Origin of the sequence: Prevotella sp. TCVGH, assembly GCF_023522295.1 — a bacterium.
In the GTDB taxonomy this organism is placed as follows: domain Bacteria; phylum Bacteroidota; class Bacteroidia; order Bacteroidales; family Bacteroidaceae; genus Prevotella; species Prevotella timonensis.
In genome coordinates this window covers 1-16,512 of the sequence record NZ_QFFX01000058.1, presented here as the reverse complement: position 1 = coordinate 16,512, position 16,512 = coordinate 1, and the positions used below count along the sequence as shown (strand labels likewise).

Sequence of the window (16,512 nt, the reverse complement as noted above, 5' to 3'; positions counted from 1 at the left end):
AAAGACCACCAAAAGGTGTTATTTCCTTATTTACGAACTTTATGTCACAGTCGCGCATAGGAGTATATACTTTTTTTTCGTGGTAAAGTTAGTAAATATTTATGGATCAAGTATATACAATGCTGTTTTTCTAATGACCGATTTGGGTTTAACAATCTCTTAGGTCTCACGTTCGGCACAGGTTTCGGTGCTGGTGTGGTCATCAATGGTGAATTGTTAGTTGGAGATAACGGATTGGGCGGTGATATTTGGTGCTTTCGTAACAAGAAATATCCTGCATATATTGTGGAGGATAGCGTCGCCATCCGTGCTATCAAACGTGTATATCGTGAGCTTTCTAACGATGAGCGTGACCTTGAACCCAAAGACATCAATGATATTATCGCAGGAAAGATAGACGGCAATGTGGATGCTGCCAAGAAGAGCTTTGCAGAGTTTGGTGAGATGGCAGGCGATGCCATTGCTATGGCTGATACCATTGTCGATGGATTGGTCGTCATTGGTGGAGGTGTATCGAAGGCGTCAGCCCATATTTTGCCAGCTTTGGTAGGCGAGATGAACAGCAAACTTAAAATGATGAATGGCGAGGAGGTCGGACACATGCAAATGAAAGTGTACAACTTGGAGGACGAACAACAGTTTGCAGACTTTACAAGGGGTGGCGCTGTGAAGATTAATGTGCTTGGTAGTAGCGTTCAGGTTGATTACGACCCGATGAAGCGAATAGGGGTCATCGTATCGAAAAATGGGGCGAGCGAATCGATTGCATTAGGTGCCTACGTCTATGCCTTGAACAAACTTGATGAATAACTAAAAAATCGTCATCATGCAATCCATGCTTTGATAACACGTTGATAGCTTCCACAGCGTGAAAAATGAGATACTGAAATAGGTTATCAATGCTTTGAAAGTTCACAACTCAATGGAGACAAATCTGTTTCCCATTGAGTTGTTTTAGTTCTGATGCTATCCAAGTTATCTCTTCTTTTGCTGTTGCTCTTTTTGGGTTTCCTTATAGATTTGGATAATCGGGTCTTCGTCCAGCTTGTCCATCTGTTTGAATGAGTTGAGCATGCGTTGCCTTTGCTTTCGATGTTTCTTAGCTTTGAAGTCGAACATAGAGAAGAAATCGAATGCAACGCCCGAGGAGGGGTCTAACATGGCTCGTTCATTGGCATCCGCTTTCATCCATCCTTGAACCGTCTTGTTGAGTTGTGTCTGCATATCCTTTCCATAAACAACTACTTCGCCTATCATCTTTTCGTCTTTTATCATCGAAATGGAGTCGCCTACCATTCGGGCAGGGATGCGAAGTGGTAAATATTTGGGCCTGATGACAGTGAGCGTGTCAAACTGTTGGGGGATAGTCGTTTGTCCAAGATAGTTCGTTGAGTCGCATTTTTGCGTGTCTGCCCAAACCCAAACCTTGCGCATGGGTACTTTGGTCTCGGCATCGTACACCACAATCTTGCGCTGTGCATTCACAGAAAGACTTGTGCCAATCCAAGCAAACAAAAGAATAAAGAAGAATTTTTGCATGCTTATCGGTTGTTAAGGGATACTGTTGTTCGCTGTCAAGGATGTATTTGGGCAATCACGTCGCACCATTTATTTCGGGTAAATCAAGTTTTTCTCTTCTATTTTCTCCAACACTTCGGTTAGAAATTTGTGCGCTTCGTAGCGCGCCATGGGCAGGTCGTGCAGCAAATAGTTGCCACAATCTTGGGCTTGTGTGCCCGGTATTTCACCTTCAAAGTTAGCAACAAACTCAAAGGTGTGTATCATCAAATCGACAATATCACGACTTTTCAAGTCGCCATGCACAATCAGGTAGTTGCCAGTGAGGCATCCCATAGGTCCCCAATAAATGATTTTTTCTTTCCACTGTGCATCGTTGCGCAGATAAGTAGCAGCTAAATGTTCGATAGTGTGCAAGGCACCAATGTGCAAAACGGGCTCACGGTTAGGCTCTTTCATGCGTATGTCGAAGGTGGTAATGACTTCCGAGCCAATGATGTCTTGTCTACTTACATAAATTCCTCGCAACAATTTGTTGTGATCAATGGTGAATGAAGGTATTTTGTTCATCTTTAAGTTTTTTAGTTTGTGAGTTTTTTAGTTTTTGGGTGATGCGTTTTCTCTTGTTTGTTGCAAGAAGATGTCGTGGTTTTGCTTAAATCTTTTGCAAAAAGTCTTTCGTTACTTCAAACGAGTCGTGTGCTATTTGTTCCCAAAAGTTGTAGTATTGTGATGCCTCTGTATCCTTCAGCGGGACATCACTAATGATACGAAATGAGATAAAAGGAATGTGGTACAGATGGCAGGTTTGCGCAATTGCACCACTTTCCATATCCACGGCTGCCGCTTTTGGAAATGATTGAAGGATGTGTTGCATCTTTTCACGACTGTCCACAAACCAATCTCCGCTTACAATGAGTCCGCTTTTGATGTTTTTGTGATAGGATAGAGACAACGCTTTGTTGACTAATTCTGGCGGAGACACATAGCTTGCGGGCATTCCCATGATTTGTCCTTTGGCGCATTCCTTGCCACAATACGCATCATGATAGCAACACTCGGTGCTTACAATCACATCTTTGGGGTTCAATGCCGTATCAGCAGCTCCGGCACAGCCCGATGATACGATGAGTTGTGGCTGATAGCGATGAATCATTTCTACGGCTCCAATGGCAGCGTTCACCTTGCCTATGCCACATTGCATCAACACAATTTCGTTTTGTTTGATTCGTCCTTTGACAAAACTCAAATGGTTGTCTTGTTCCATTTGACTGTTTTCCAATAAGGATTTCAATTGTACAAATTCCTTATCCATTGCCACAATCACGCCTATCTGCATATCCAATCGTTCTCGTTTTCTTGCAAAGATAGCAAAAAAGGAAATATAATCCGTGTTAAGCCCTAAACTTTTGTTATCTTTGTGGCAAAATATAATCATAACAAAACTATCATGGAAGTTTGGAAGAAATATGGCTTAGATGTTGCCGCTGTTGTGCTTTTTGCCCTTATCTCATTTGCTTATTTTGTTCCAGCGAGTTTGGACGGTCGCATTTTGTTCCAACATGATGCCTCTGCTGGGCGTGGCATGGGACACGAACAGCAAACATATTTTGAACGAACAGGCGAACGAACCCGTTGGACCAATTCTGTTTTCGGTGGTATGCCCACCTATCAAACAGCCCCTTCGTATAAGAGTACTGATGCCTTGAGCAAGGTAATGGATGCATACCATTTGTGGCTTCCTGAAAATGTGTGGTATGTCTTTGCCTATTTGTTAGGCTTTTATATCCTTCTGCGTGCATTCGATTTCCGTCAGGAGTTGGCTGTGTTGGGGTCAATTATATGGGCTTTTTCCAGTTACTTCTTCATTATCATCGCTGCCGGGCATATATGGAAGGTCATGGCATTGGCATATTTGCCCCCAATGATAGCGGGTTTGGTGCTTGCGTATCGAGGCAAATACCTGTGGGGCTTCATTCTCACCGCTTTGTTTACAGCGTTTGAAGTGAAAGCCAACCATGTGCAGATGACGTATTATTATCTGTTTGTGGTGTTGTTCATGGTGATAGCTTATCTTGTTCAAGCCATTAAGAATAAGCAACTGCTACATTTTGGTAAAGCAACAGCAGTGTGTGCTGCTGCTGCCTGTCTCGGCATTTGTATGAACTTGAGCAACTTGTACCACACGTGGGAATACAGCAAGGAATCCATGCGTGGCAAGAGCGAACTGGTAAAAGCGAATACAGCCAATCAAACCAATAGTGGTTTGGAGCGTGATTACATTACTCAATGGAGTTACGGTATTGGTGAAACGTGGACGCTGCTCATTCCGAATGCCAAGGGAGGAGCTTCTGTTCCTCTGTCCCAGAATGAGACGGCTATGAAAAAAGCTGATCCTAATTTTATTCAAATCTACCAACAAATAGGTCAGTATTGGGGAGAGCAACCCGGAACCAGTGGACCTGTGTATGTTGGCGCATTCGTGTTGATGCTCTTCATCTTGGCATTGTTCATCGTCAAAGGTCCTATGAAGTGGGCTTTGTTGGCAGCTACCGTCCTTTCCATCTTGCTTTCGTGGGGAAAGAACTTCATGCCATTGACCAATTTCTTTATCGATTACATGCCTATGTATGCTAAGTTTCGCACGGTGGCATCGATTTTGGTGATAGCAGAGTTTACCATTCCATTGTTGGCAATGTTAGGTTTGAAGAAAATCTTGGACACGCCATCGGTATTGAATAAGCAAATTAAATATGTATATATCAGCTTTGGGCTCACTGCAGGCTTTTGTTTGTTGTTTGCCCTCATGCCCAGTGTTTTCTTTTCTAATTTTGTTTCCGCACAAGAGCTGGAAGCAATGAAGAACATTCCTGCGGAGTATCAAGGACAATTAATCGCCAATCTTCGTGAAATGCGGCAAGCTATCTTTACTGATGATTGTTGGCGGTCGTTCTTTATTATTGTGATTGGCACTTTCTTGCTGCTGCTTTATCGCGCCAACAAACTTAAAAAGTCTGCCTTTGTAGGGTTGGTGATTGTGCTGTGCCTTGTAGATATGTGGCAAGTCAACAAACGTTATCTCAATGATGGCATGTTTGTAGAGAAGAGTGTGCGCGACAATCCTATTGAGATGACACCTACCGACCAGCAAATTTTGCAGACGAAAGAACTTGATTACCGTGTGTTAAACCTCGCAACGAGTACCTTTAACGAAAATGAGACCAGTTATTTCCACAAGAGTATTGGAGGGTATCATCCTGCAAAGTTGCGCCGCTACCAAGAAATGATAGAGACGTATATCGCCCCAGAGATGGAGAAACTAATGAAAAGTATTTTCGAAGCGCAAGGCGATATGACCAAACTCAATGGGGATAGCATCTCCCCTGTCTTGAATATGCTGAACACCAAATTCTTCATCATGCCATTACAAGGCGGTCAGACTGTTCCGTTAAAAAATCCATACGCTTTTGGTAACGCTTGGTTTGTCGACAAGGTGACTTATGTTAATAATGCCAATGAGGAATTAGAAATGGTGGGCAAGCTCAATCTTCGTGCGGAAGCGGTTGCTGACAAGAAGTTTAGAGATGACTTGGGCAGTAGCTGTGAGCAAGACCATCATGCACAAGTAACCATGAAGACCTATGAGCCAAACCAGCTCACCTACGAGGTTGAGTCGGCAAAGGGTGGGGTATTGGTGTTCTCAGAGAACTACTATCCTGAATGGACTGCAACGGTCGATGGGAAAGAGGTGCCTGTGGGACGTGTCAATTATATTCTTCGTGCCATACAAGTGAAGCCCGGTAAGCATCAAGTGGTGTTGAGTTTCTTCCCCAAATCGGTCGATCGAACAGAGACGGTGGCATATATTGCCTTTGCCTTGTTAGTCATCTGTATTTTATTGGGCATTGGTTTGGAGATTCGTCAACGTAAAACTGGTGCGACAACTCAAGATAGTAAATGATTTCAAGCGTTGAGAAGATAAAACAATTGAATTAAAAAAGGTCCGAAAAGCACGGTTGCTTTTCGGACTTTTTCATGCTGTTGTCAATTCATTCAACAACCGTTTATGGAACAAACACATACCCTACGATGTGCAGCCTTTCCACCTCTTCCCTGTATCTCAATAAAAAGTAAGTGATGGTTAGCTGTGTCTTCTTGCCTTTAAGTTTGATATCGTGTATTTTTTCCGTATTCGCCATGGCTTCGAGGTCTGATAAACTGACAAGATACTCATCGTTAATCATCTGACCGTCAATATTATCTTTAAGCACAATGCGCATCGAATCTCCTTGTAAATATCCTGTGACATTCTCCTCGTCATAGGCAGCAATATTTGCAACATGGTGAAATCCTGCGGGAATGGATACAAGCACATCGCTCTTTTCAAAATTACATTCATAGCTCACCATGCTTTGCACTGAGGCAGGTTTCCCTTTGTTGTTTTTCACTTTCTTGTCAAACTCGTAGCCAAAGGTTTCAACCTTTGGTTGTAATAGCTCTTCCGTACACTTCATTCCATAAGTTGTACGGAGATAGGATAGCTTCCCGTCCGTCTTTTTCGCATCTATATAGCTTAGCCCTTGCAATAGTTTGTCATAGGTGACACTATTCATGGGCAATTTGATGTCTGGCTGTTGGGCTGCCAAATGCTTTACTTCGTTTGTCAATTTGTTTCGGGTATAGCTGGCGATATTGTAGGGGAAGATAGAAGTCAAAGCCCACACCATTAAAAAGGAGTTGATGATCCAAATCACCCTTCTACTGCGACAGACTATTAGCCCCAAGCACACAGCATAGCACCAAACATTGAATATCAAAAGATATAGCCGATAAATGGTGACACCGTAATCGCTAAAACGCCTGTAAATACCCACAGACATCAATACGAGGAGGGGCAGGACAATGACAGGTAGATAGCGAACAATGAATTGATCGAACCTCTTGACCTCTTTTTCATGATGTATAGGATAGAGCAAAAAGACGATGATAACAGTGAGTAGCATCAACACAGACACTAACCAAGACACCCAACCATTGGGCAACTCCCATGTAATGATAATTTTGGCGGTATATGCATACAGGGTAATGGTGTATGCCATGTGTAACGGTATCAAGAGATAATGAATCACCCCATTGCCAAAACGATTCTGTAGCCAATTACTCTCACTAAACTTGTTGGCTCCTTGTGGTAGTGAAGCCATGAGTAATACAGGTGCGATGAGCGTGAAGCACACGGCAGATAAGTCCAAATAGATGGTGTATTTGATATCTAACAAAAACAGTGAGGTGAGCGATTGTAGCAACAAAGACAGTCCTATTAGCACGCCAAGCGATATGACGAAAGCCAAACTACAACCTCCTATGAGGTTCAGCAGAAAATTGATAGCGGGTCTATCGTTGCGTTGCTGGTAATAGGGGAGGGTAAACCAACCAACACCCATCACAGTAGCAAGCACCACAATAGCAATATTTTGCTCAATGGTATTCGTATAAGAGTTTGCCAACAGTGCGCAGATGCCGAGCCAAACCACTTGTATGCCGAGATGAACTTGCCACACTCTTTTTTGTTGTTGCCACTCTTCTGTCCATAAATGGAGTTGTAGCGACAAAAATAAAGCGGTAACAGGGTAGAGCATGAGGAAGACTTTCATAGCATCGATGTCTGTTGCTTCCTGAAACTTATGATTGAGGAAAATCCATGATGCGCAAGTAATGATACAGAAAAAGATAGAAGTTGGAAAGCGTAACACAAGCGCTGCAAGTTGTTGACGCCAGTCTTTCAGAGAAGGTTTAGAGAGTTTTTTCATAAAAAGACATGCTTAAGAGTGAAATAATGCAACAAAGATACGAAAAATAATCAGATGTCCTACCTTCTTAAAAAATTATATGTAACTTCGCCAAAGCAAGTTTGTAACCGACCAAAGAATGAATTTTCAAGTGAGTTGGTTACGCACATCTCATGATGAGTTGAGGCAAATAAGGAAGTAAATGTACGGACGTATGCAATTTAGAACGATTGTCCAGATAGAACCTCCCACCTTTACCATTGCTCCATTCGAGCACATCTTCTTGGTTGGTTCGTGCTTTGCCGATAATATAGGCAAGCGTTTTATAGAAGAAAAATTCAATGCCATAGTCAATCCCTATGGTGTGATGTACAATCCTGCCAGCATCCTGCATACGGTAGAGCGTGCCAAGGTCAACCCTCAGGTGGCGGTGTTTACTTTGGGTACTAATCACGTATATGTCTTCAAAGAAACGGGCGAGATTGTCGACAACTGCCAAAAGCGTCCGCAACGCTTGTTCCGTGAAGAGGAGTTAAGCATTGATGCCTGTACCGAGTACTTATCCAAAGCCATAGAATGCTTGCAGAAACGCAATCCTGCCGTGCGTATCATCCTTACGGTGAGTCCTATTCGTTATGCTAAATATGGCTACCATGGCAGTCAACTGTCTAAGGCTACGTTGTTGTTGGCTGCTAACCAACTCACTCGGCGTTATCCAGATACGGTAACCTATTTTCCTGCTTACGAGATTGTCAACGATGAGCTGCGCGATTATCGTTTTTATCAAGAAGATATGTTGCACCCGTCCTATCAGGCTGTTTCTTATATTTGGGAACGTTTCTCTGAGACCTATTTGAGCGATGAGGCTAAGAAGTTTATAGAAGATTGGCGACCCGTGAAGGCTGCCTTGGCTCATCGACCTTTCGATGCCAATAGCGTTGCATATCAAGAATTTGTTCGTCAAACACACGAACGAATACAGGCATTGGAAAAGAAGTGGGGAGTGTCGTTAGAATAAGATAAAATCAGGTTGGTTGCTATCGAATTAAATGTGAATTATTTTTACAAAATAGCGATTTATTTTTGGGCGAAAATGAGAGGAAAATTCAAAAGACAACCTCATTTTTTGCAAATTTTATACTGCTCGACATTTTTATATTTCAACTTTATAACAAGCAGATAGATAAAGAGTTATATAGCATAGTGAGCATGGGTAAATGCCCTGTTTTTCTTCCTCTCATGCTTCAGTATTCTTAACCCATGGAGATAAGGCGACTAACTCATGCAAATAAGGCGGTTAACCCATGTAGATAACCGCCTTAATGTAATGCTTTAATAAATCGAAGGATTTGGGGGAGTCTCGGAAGTGTCAAAAATTAGGACAAAAAGAGGAATTCTACGCTTGCTTTACGAGTTTGTATTGGGTGCATTCGTATTCCACTTTTACACCTTATAGAAACTTTTTCAACAGTTGTGTCCATATCGCATACCCCGCTTCTGTGAGGTGCAAACCGTCGTAAGTGAGTGCTGCGCGCATGATAGCGGTATCGGTTTCGGTGAAGTAGGGGAACAGATTGATGTACGGAATGCCGTGTTCGGCAGTCCATATTTCTATCTTTGCATTGATTTCGGGTATTTGCGGAGTCTTTCCAGTGAGCCGTTTCCATCTGCCCGTTGCTTCTCTTATAGGTAGCATGCTTTGCACATAGAGTTGTGTTTGCGGCGACTGAGTGCGAATGGCGGTGATGACTGTTTGTATCATGTGTACAATGCTATCGGTGCTGAGGTCGTGACTCACATCGTTGACCCCTACCAACAAGAATATTTTTGCAGGGTGGTAGGGCAAGATTTGATATAATCTGTCGTAAATGCCCATGGCTATATCTCCGCTAATGCCACGGTTCACAATATTGTTTTTGCCTAATCTTTGGCTCCAATCGCCACCTCCTTCGGTAAGACTGTTGCCCAACATCACAATGTCTGTGCATTGTATGGCTGGTTGATGGTCAAAGAGTTGCAGCCTTTCGTAATAATGCTCATGATATTTGTGAGGTGCGTTCAATATGCTATCGGTGACGGTTTGCGTTTGGGCAGTGCACTTCTTCTGTGAGTGGTATGTGGCTCTATCCATGGCATATACCTGTGTGACTGTTGCCACGAGGGCAATACAGAGTAATAAAAATATTTTTTTCATATCTGCAAATAGTAAGTTGAAGGATGATTACTGATGCCGCTTTTGGGCTTCTTCCAATGCGTTTTCTACCGAACCGTGAAGAATTAGCAGGTTTTTGGCTTTACCATAGTCCAAACCTAATAAGTCGACAAGCATACGAGTACCACGATCAATGAGTTTTTGGTTGGTGAGTTGCATGTTCACCATCTTGTTGCCTTTTACACGTCCTAACTTAATCATCACTGCTGTGCTTATCATGTTCAGAATCATTTTCTGTCCTGTACCCGATTTCATGCGTGAACTTCCTGTAACGTATTCAGGTCCTACAATCATTTCTATGGCGATATCCGACTCGGCTGCCATTGGCGATTCAGGATTACTGGTGATACATGCCGTGAGGATACCATGTTCGCGTGCATCGCGCAAGGCGCCCACAACGTAGGGAGTCGTACCCGATGCGGCAATGCCTATGACGGTATCGTTGCTGTTAATATTGTGTTCTGCCAGCTCGTTCCACCCATGTTCATTGTTGTCTTCAGCGTTTTCCACTGCATTACGCAAAGCGGTGTCGCCTCCAGCAATAAGCCCAATGACTAATGTCTTGGGTACACCGAACGTTGGGGGGAGCTCGGAAGCATCTAAGACACCTAACCTGCCACTGGTACCTGCACCCATATAAAAGATGCGCCCACCTCGTTTCATGCGCGGAACAATTTGTTCTACCAACTTGGCAACTTGTGGTATGGTTTTTTGTACCGCTATTGCTATTTTCTGGTCTTCGGTGTTAATGTCGTTGAGTATCTCTGTAACTGACTTGTTCTCCAAGTCATTGTAAAGCGATGTCTCTTCCGTAATTTTCTGAAAGCTCATAGTTCTATTGTTTAATGCGTTTCTGTGTGATATTGAATAAGCCCTTCTGTGGGACTTTTGCAAATCTTGCCGAGCTTCACACCGCACCTGTCAGCCGCTTCGGCAAGTTCGGGTTGATAGACCACTGCAATGGTACCAATGCAATTCATGGCATATTTCTCGTAGGAATATTGCATCACATTTCGTTCTATGAAATCTTGAAATGCCCGGACGAGCAGCCGATGAATGCCTTCGTGTGTGCGGTTTTGCTCCAAAAAGACATTGAGACTTGCCAAATATCTACTGGGAAAAGGCTGGCGATAGACTTTGTCAATGACCTCTGCCATACTGGTGTTGAACTGACAGAAGAATTTGTTTTTGAGTTCATCGTCCAATTGATTTTTAAGTAAGTCGCCCACCAATCGCTTTCCAAGATTGGCACCACTGCCCTCATCGCCCAAGATAAAACCCAAAGCAGGCACATTCGCCGTAATCGCTGTGCCGTCGAAGAAACACGAGTTGGAGCCTGTTCCAAGAATACAGGCAATGCCTGGCTGGTGTCCACATAGTCCACGAGCAGCTGCTAATAAGTCTGAATGTACCTCGATGCAGTCTTTTACCTTGATGCACTGCTGCAATGATTGCGCCACGATTTGTGATTTTTCGGGTGTACACCCTGCTCCGTAGAAGTAAATGGCGTCAAATGATGGAACTGGAAGATGTGGAAGCAAGGATGAGCGCAGCTCTGTTTCCATTTCCGAAGGTGTTTGAAAGAATGGATTCATGCCCTTTGTGGCAATGGCATGTGTCTCTTTCCTATCTTGAATGATACGCCAATCGGTCTTGGTAGAGCCACTATCTGCAATAAGTAGTGTGGAAGGATTCATAGGATAGATGATGATTTATAATTTAATGTAAATACGTTTCTTATAGAGAGGATAACCAATGAGCCATAACAAGGCGAGGATGGTCAGCGCATGTGCTAACGAACCCAAGTTTGCACCAAACAGAGGAGCGTACAAATCTCGGTAGAGAAAACCCGTAATGGAGGTCGGCTCTGCTCCAAAAGGAAATTGGAAAGACCCAAACACAATGGCAATCACACCGCTCATGACAAATAAGAAGAGCGGATTCATACCGAAAACGGCAAAGAAGGTACACCAGTTGCGATGACCCTTGATATCGATTATCCAGATGAGCAGGGCAAGTAAGGTAGACGCCAAACCACAAGAAGCAAGCACATAGGTGGGAGACCAAATCTTTTTGTTCAAGGGACAACCATAAGAAAGGAGCAAGCCACTAAAAGTGAGGATAGTACCTATGACAAAGAGTGGCACGACTTTCGACAAGAGAATCTGTGATTGAGGATTGGAAGACAGTGGTTGTTGGTCTTTCCTAAACAGCATCCGCCCCACCAAAAAGCCGATGAGTGTGTGGGCAATGGCAGGCAGTGTACTGAGAAGTCCTTCGGGGTCAATGCCATTGTCGTGGTACATGTGTGCATCGGATAGCACGGCTTTGTCCACGATGGCGAGGATATTCGTCTCGTTATAGGCAAAGCCGTTGCCGAAAAACAATAGCAGGGTGTAACCTATCAATATGGTTACAGCGATGTGCGGCAAATACTTATGTCGAACACTGACACCCAACAGCGCTGTGATGCCATAACAAACTGCCAATCGTGCCAGTACACCAGTGAGACGAGCCTTGTCGAACGTCCACACGCTGTACCACAGTTGTTCGCCAAAGGTGGCGTCTTCTAAAGGGTAAGCCCAACGATAGCAGAAGCGTGAAAACCACCCAATGGCAATGCCAATGAGGTAGAGAAGGAGCGCACGTTTAATGATTTTGTAAACCGTTGCACGGTTACAGGCAAAATCAAACTTTTGCATAGAGATGAAAATGCACATTCCCATGACGAACATAAAGAACGGAAAAACTAAGTCGGTAGGCGTCATGCCGTTCCATTCTGCATGCTCCAAAGGGGCAAACATGTGCGCCCAACTGCCTGGATTGTTCACAAGAATCATCCCAGCAATAGTAATTCCTCGCAAGATGTCAATCGCCAAGATGCGCTGGCTCTGCTTACTCGAGTCGTGTGTCATTGCTACAAACTGTTTATCGGTAAAGGTAATATTTCTTTGACAGTATCTTAAAGGGCTTCACGTCCTTGTTCCAATACGATTCAATGTCGCTCCATTGGTTACGAAGCATGAAGCGTTGGCGTATTTGTTTGGAGCCACACACCTTGTCGAACATGGAGAATCGTTGTTGGTTGGCATGCTCCATCACCGAATGTTCGGGATACAAACGTGCTATTTCCTGCATCAGCACAAACTGGATAGGGGTGAGTTGAACCGTTTTATAGTTGGTGATATGAATCTGAATGCCTTGTAATTGTTCGCCTTTTCCTGTGCTGTAAAAGGGTCGTAAGTGAATGGGACGGAATGTAACGCCCGGCATTTGCTGCGCATTCATGGCGTTTGCTAACTCTTCGGCATCAATCCAAGAAGCAGCAAACAACTGGAAGGGAAGGGTGTACCCAACTCCAATAGACAGATATCCCAACTCTCCAACAATGCCAGTAGTAGGATAATACCATGCAGTGAGGGCTTGTGGAATGTGTGGAGACGATGCTATCCACGGCAACCCCGTGTCTGCAAAGGTCATTTTGCGTTTCCAGCCTTTCATTTTGATGACGGTTAGCTTGCATTGAACACCGTTGGCGAGCATTCGCTCACCATTGAGCATTTTGGCTAACTCACCACAAGTGAGTCCGTAAATATATGGAATACGAAACTGACTGACAAACGATACGCAATCATCTTCCACCACATTGCCTTCGACGTGCAGTCCACCAAGTGGGTTGGGGCGGTCTAAAATAATGAATTCAATGCCATTTTCGGCAGCCGCTTCCATCGCCAAACCCATGGTGCTGATAAAGGTGAACGAGCGTGAGCCAATGTCTTGAATGTCGTACACCAAAGCATCGATGCCACGAAGCATTTCTTTGGTGGCTTTGCGAGTTTTACCATAAAGAGAGAAGATGGGTAAACCTGTCTTTTCGTCTTTTTGATCTTGCACTTTTGCTCCTGCATAGATATCGCCTCGCACGCCATGTTCAGGACCGTAGAGTGCCACCAATTGTACGTTGGGGGCATCGTGCAAGATGTCGATGGTTGATTTCAGATAACGATTAACTCCTGTCGGATTGGTGATGAGGCCAATGCGCTTGCCTTGTAATGGCTTGAAATTCTGGCGTTCTAACATGTCGATACCTGTCAAAACCTTGGGGGCTTTGGCTGTTGTGGATAGGGACATGATGCCCAACAGTGCGCATAGCAGTAGTTTTTTCATCTTATGCTTCATTTTTATGAGCCTTCTTTCTACCGTATTCGGGGTCAACTTTAATCAGTAATGTAACCATAACCGTGGCTGCACAACAGGCAATGACTAACCAGAAGAAATGTTCGTAGCCTAACCACTCTTGCAGATAACCGGCAAACATGCCAGGAATCATCATGCTCAATGCCATGAATGCAGTGCAAATGGCATAGTGAGCGGTCTTAAATTCGCCTTCAGAGAAATACATCATGTACAGCATGTAGGCAGTGAACCCAAATCCATAACCAAACTGTTCGACTGCCACGCAAGCACTGATGACAATGATGTTGTGAGGAAGGAACATACTTAGATACACAAAAGTAAAACAGGGAAGGGTCATGCAAGCGGCCATTGGCCACAATGACTTCTTGAGTCCCCAGTTGGAAGCCGCAATACCACCGATGATGCCACCAATGGTTAGTGCAATGACACCAATGGTTCCATAAACCAATCCCACTTCTTGTGTAGACATGGACAAGCCTCCGTCAGCACTGTTATCTACTAAAAAGGGCACAGCCATCTTGAGTAAGAATGCTTCGGGTAAGCGATACAGCAACATGAAGGCAATGGCTATCCATAGTCCGGGCTTCTTGAAATAGGTTGCAAAAGTGCGTCCAAACTCTGAAACGATGTCTTTAGCATGGACACCTGTGGCACCTACTTTTCCTTTGTCCTGTTGAGGATAAGGAATAAAGAAGGTGTGATAAATGGTAATAATGGTGAACAAGACGCCTGTAATGCCCAAGGTAATCATCCACGACAACGGAATGTTGCCCGTGTGCAGCTCTAAATATCCTGCTACGAACACCAAAACGCCTTGTCCGAAGATGGAGGCAAAGCGATAGAATGTACTCCTGATGCCGACAAAGAACGATTGTTGCGAAGGATTGAGTGCCAACATGTAGAATCCGTCAGCAGCGATGTCGTGGGTTGCAGATGCAAAGGCTGTGATGATAAACAGCACTAACGTAAGCGTAAACATGCTCACAGGTGTGTTGCCCGAGCCGATGATGTCGGGTGAAGGATGTGGAAGGGTAAACGTCAGCAAAACGAAAGCCAAACTCATGAGGGCTTGCATGATCACAATCCACCAACGTTTGGTGCGCAGAATGTCTACAAACGGACTCCACAGGGGTTTGATGACCCACGGCAGATACAACAAACTGGTAAACATTGCCATGTCACCATTGGGTACACCCATCTTGGTGAACATGATAACCGATATGTTGTTAACGATAAAATAGGGGATGCCTTCGGCAAAATAGAGCGTGGGTATCCATGCCCAAGGACTGATGTTTTTGGTTAATTGTCTCATGATCGCTTATTCTTTGTGAAGGTTGATACGGGCTTGTAACTCCCATGTGCGGATTCGATCTTTATAGAGATTGTTCGCATTCACACGTTCTATGCTGAGCGCGGCATCAGAGTTGCCACCCCAACGACGACACAGATATAGCACATCGTAGATACGTCCTATCTGATAATGGCGTGAAATGTTCAGTCCCATGGCATAGTCTTCGCCATAACTCGTGTTGGGGAATCCTATTTGTCGTGCAATAGGGGTGTAGAAGGCACGTGGAGCACCGAGTCCATTGATACGCAATGCGTTGTTTCTTCCATTTTCTGGCGTCCACTCTCTGTGGTCAATCACGCCGGGAGGGAGCGTGTTCAGGTCGAAATCGGTCATGCGATAAGAGCCAATCACCATTGCACACTGTTGTTCGTAGAACGCATTGACAATTGTTTGTAAGGTGTTCTCGTCTTGATAAAGGTCGTCACTATCAAGTTGAACAGCAAACTTTCCACACTTTGGGTGGTGTATTCCGAGATTCCAACAGCCGCCTATTCCCAAATCGTTACGTTCTGGAACAATATGTACCACACGCTCATCGTCCTTATATTGGTCTATCTTTTCGGTAGTACCATCCGTAGAATGGTTGTCTATCACAAGAATGTTGTACTTAAAATTGGCTTTTTGTGCCAGCACAGAACGTATGGCAGCGTCGATAGTAGTCTCCCTATTCTTCACAGGGATGATGACAGAAGCTTCGAATTCAAATGCATCATGAACAAAGTCTACTGTCTTGAAAGATGGTTTGAGGTATCCTCCAATCTCCTTGAGATGCTCAGTACAGGCACTTTCCATTTCCTTTTGTCGGTCTTGGTTGCGTGGGTCTACGTAGTCGAATTGCTTTTCACCACTTTTTCTGTTGTCCTCTTCTATTTCTGTGTACAAGTATTCGTTAGCGTGAACCAAGTCATAACGTTGACTCAATTTTAGTCTAAGGTCATATAAAGCTGCGTGTTGATAAGAATTCTTCATTCGTTGACAACTTTCTTTCAATGCTTTTGAATTGAAAAGCAAGACCGATCCAAAATCGAAATCATCACGCAAAGAGCCTTGTTGGTAGTCTATCACAGGCGCATTAACACACTTATCGTCTTTTAATTGATAGTGGTCGGCATAAACAAGTCCTGCTTTGCTGTCTTCAGCTATTTGCTGTAAGCGTTCTAAAGCCAAGTAATGCAGCTTTAACGGTGTGGACTTTGTGATGATTAAGCAGTAATCGCCCTTCGTTTCCTTTGAAATTTGTCGAATGGTTGTGGTTTGATAAAGGCTGTCTTTCAATGCGTGAGGTGTCACGAATGCGTTGACTTCTTCAAGTGCCTTTTGCAGTTTCTTGTACTGACTTTCGTCAATGTATGGTAAAAAGCAATCTATTTGTTTCATAACTTCTATGTTGCTTTCCAAATAATTGGAAAATATTTGTAATTTATTAACTGTTCATTATCATTCACTTA

Annotated in this window: 14 protein-coding genes; 3 read left to right on the top strand and 11 right to left on the bottom strand. The window is 43.9% G+C overall.

Translation table 11 applies throughout. The features are described from left to right. The first annotated feature begins 66 nt into the window (after positions 1 to 66). Complete coding sequence (locus DEM91_RS10025; RefSeq protein WP_345945837.1) at positions 67 to 810, top strand: ROK family protein; 744 nt, start codon at positions 67 to 69, stop codon at positions 808 to 810. Positions 811 to 975: 165 nt separating this feature from the next. Here the strand turns inward: DEM91_RS10025 and DEM91_RS10020 are convergent, their stop codons facing one another. The 3 genes from DEM91_RS10020 to DEM91_RS10010 form a co-directional block, all read right to left on the bottom strand. Continuing rightward, positions 976 to 1,539, bottom strand: coding sequence for a hypothetical protein (locus tag DEM91_RS10020; protein WP_249858838.1), 564 nt, complete (start codon positions 1,537 to 1,539; stop codon positions 976 to 978). Positions 1,540 to 1,608: 69 nt separating this feature from the next. Beyond that, complete coding sequence (locus DEM91_RS10015; protein ID WP_249858837.1) at positions 1,609 to 2,088, bottom strand: S-ribosylhomocysteine lyase; 480 nt, start codon at positions 2,086 to 2,088, stop codon at positions 1,609 to 1,611. Positions 2,089 to 2,173: 85 nt separating this feature from the next. After that, the gene (locus tag DEM91_RS10010; RefSeq protein WP_249858840.1) at positions 2,174 to 2,857 is read right to left on the bottom strand and encodes a 5'-methylthioadenosine/adenosylhomocysteine nucleosidase; all 684 of its coding nucleotides are present in this window, start codon (positions 2,855 to 2,857) and stop codon (positions 2,174 to 2,176) included. 111 nt (positions 2,858 to 2,968) lie between these two features. Here DEM91_RS10010 and DEM91_RS10005 point away from each other — a divergent pair, with 111 nt between their 5' ends. Beyond that, positions 2,969 to 5,479 (top strand): YfhO family protein, encoded by a 2,511-nt coding sequence (locus DEM91_RS10005; RefSeq protein WP_249858836.1) that lies wholly within the window; start codon positions 2,969 to 2,971, stop codon positions 5,477 to 5,479. Between the two features lie 103 nt (positions 5,480 to 5,582). Here the strand turns inward: DEM91_RS10005 and DEM91_RS10000 are convergent, their stop codons facing one another. Next, positions 5,583 to 7,325, bottom strand: a complete 1,743-nt coding sequence (locus DEM91_RS10000) for a DUF4153 domain-containing protein (protein ID WP_249858835.1) — start codon at positions 7,323 to 7,325, stop codon at positions 5,583 to 5,585. A gap of 193 nt (positions 7,326 to 7,518) precedes the next feature. On the opposite strand from DEM91_RS10000, the gene DEM91_RS09995 reads away from it, so the two are divergent. Next, complete coding sequence (locus DEM91_RS09995; RefSeq protein WP_249858834.1) at positions 7,519 to 8,322, top strand: GSCFA domain-containing protein; 804 nt, start codon at positions 7,519 to 7,521, stop codon at positions 8,320 to 8,322. Positions 8,323 to 8,754: 432 nt separating this feature from the next. On the opposite strand, the gene DEM91_RS09990 is transcribed toward DEM91_RS09995, so the two are convergent. The 7 genes from DEM91_RS09990 to DEM91_RS09960 are packed head-to-tail and all read right to left on the bottom strand — an operon-like array spanning position 8,755 to position 16,441. Then, positions 8,755 to 9,498, bottom strand: coding sequence for a GDSL-type esterase/lipase family protein (locus DEM91_RS09990; RefSeq protein ID WP_410525640.1), 744 nt, complete (start codon positions 9,496 to 9,498; stop codon positions 8,755 to 8,757). Positions 9,499 to 9,525: 27 nt separating this feature from the next. Further along, positions 9,526 to 10,347, bottom strand: coding sequence for an N-acetylmuramic acid 6-phosphate etherase (murQ, locus tag DEM91_RS09985; protein ID WP_249858833.1), 822 nt, complete (start codon positions 10,345 to 10,347; stop codon positions 9,526 to 9,528). A gap of 11 nt (positions 10,348 to 10,358) precedes the next feature. Continuing rightward, on the bottom strand, positions 10,359 to 11,213 hold the full coding sequence (locus tag DEM91_RS09980; protein WP_249858832.1) for an acetate and sugar kinases/Hsc70/actin family protein: 855 nt from the start codon (positions 11,211 to 11,213) through the stop codon (positions 10,359 to 10,361). A 15-nt stretch (positions 11,214 to 11,228) separates the two neighbouring features. Next, positions 11,229 to 12,431, bottom strand: coding sequence for an acyltransferase family protein (locus DEM91_RS09975; RefSeq protein WP_249858831.1), 1,203 nt, complete (start codon positions 12,429 to 12,431; stop codon positions 11,229 to 11,231). Positions 12,432 to 12,444: 13 nt separating this feature from the next. Next, positions 12,445 to 13,683: an exo-beta-N-acetylmuramidase NamZ domain-containing protein gene (locus tag DEM91_RS09970; protein ID WP_249858830.1), complete on the bottom strand. Its 1,239-nt coding sequence runs from the start codon at positions 13,681 to 13,683 to the stop codon at positions 12,445 to 12,447. A gap of 1 nt (position 13,684) precedes the next feature. Next, positions 13,685 to 15,025: an MFS transporter gene (locus DEM91_RS09965; protein ID WP_249858829.1), complete on the bottom strand. Its 1,341-nt coding sequence runs from the start codon at positions 15,023 to 15,025 to the stop codon at positions 13,685 to 13,687. A 6-nt stretch (positions 15,026 to 15,031) separates the two neighbouring features. Continuing rightward, positions 15,032 to 16,441: a glycosyltransferase family 2 protein gene (locus tag DEM91_RS09960; RefSeq protein WP_249858828.1), complete on the bottom strand. Its 1,410-nt coding sequence runs from the start codon at positions 16,439 to 16,441 to the stop codon at positions 15,032 to 15,034. Positions 16,442 to 16,512 lie beyond the last annotated feature (71 nt).

Coding starts and splice junctions, on each gene's coding strand:
- DEM91_RS10010 (WP_249858840.1), bottom strand. CDS start 2,857: ATGCAGATAGGCGTGATTGTGGCAATGGATAAGGAATTTGTACAATTG.
- DEM91_RS09980 (WP_249858832.1), bottom strand. CDS start 11,213: ATGAATCCTTCCACACTACTTATTGCAGATAGTGGCTCTACCAAGACC.
- DEM91_RS09990 (WP_410525640.1), bottom strand. CDS start 9,498: ATGAAAAAAATATTTTTATTACTCTGTATTGCCCTCGTGGCAACAGTC.
- DEM91_RS09975 (WP_249858831.1), bottom strand. CDS start 12,431: ATGACACACGACTCGAGTAAGCAGAGCCAGCGCATCTTGGCGATTGAC.
- DEM91_RS09995 (WP_249858834.1), top strand. CDS start 7,519: ATGCAATTTAGAACGATTGTCCAGATAGAACCTCCCACCTTTACCATT.
- DEM91_RS10005 (WP_249858836.1), top strand. CDS start 2,969: ATGGAAGTTTGGAAGAAATATGGCTTAGATGTTGCCGCTGTTGTGCTT.
- DEM91_RS09960 (WP_249858828.1), bottom strand. CDS start 16,441: ATGAAACAAATAGATTGCTTTTTACCATACATTGACGAAAGTCAGTAC.
- DEM91_RS10000 (WP_249858835.1), bottom strand. CDS start 7,325: ATGAAAAAACTCTCTAAACCTTCTCTGAAAGACTGGCGTCAACAACTT.
- DEM91_RS09965 (WP_249858829.1), bottom strand. CDS start 15,025: ATGAGACAATTAACCAAAAACATCAGTCCTTGGGCATGGATACCCACG.
- DEM91_RS10020 (WP_249858838.1), bottom strand. CDS start 1,539: ATGCAAAAATTCTTCTTTATTCTTTTGTTTGCTTGGATTGGCACAAGT.
- DEM91_RS09970 (WP_249858830.1), bottom strand. CDS start 13,683: ATGAAAAAACTACTGCTATGCGCACTGTTGGGCATCATGTCCCTATCC.
- DEM91_RS10015 (WP_249858837.1), bottom strand. CDS start 2,088: ATGAACAAAATACCTTCATTCACCATTGATCACAACAAATTGTTGCGA.
- murQ (WP_249858833.1), bottom strand. CDS start 10,347: ATGAGCTTTCAGAAAATTACGGAAGAGACATCGCTTTACAATGACTTG.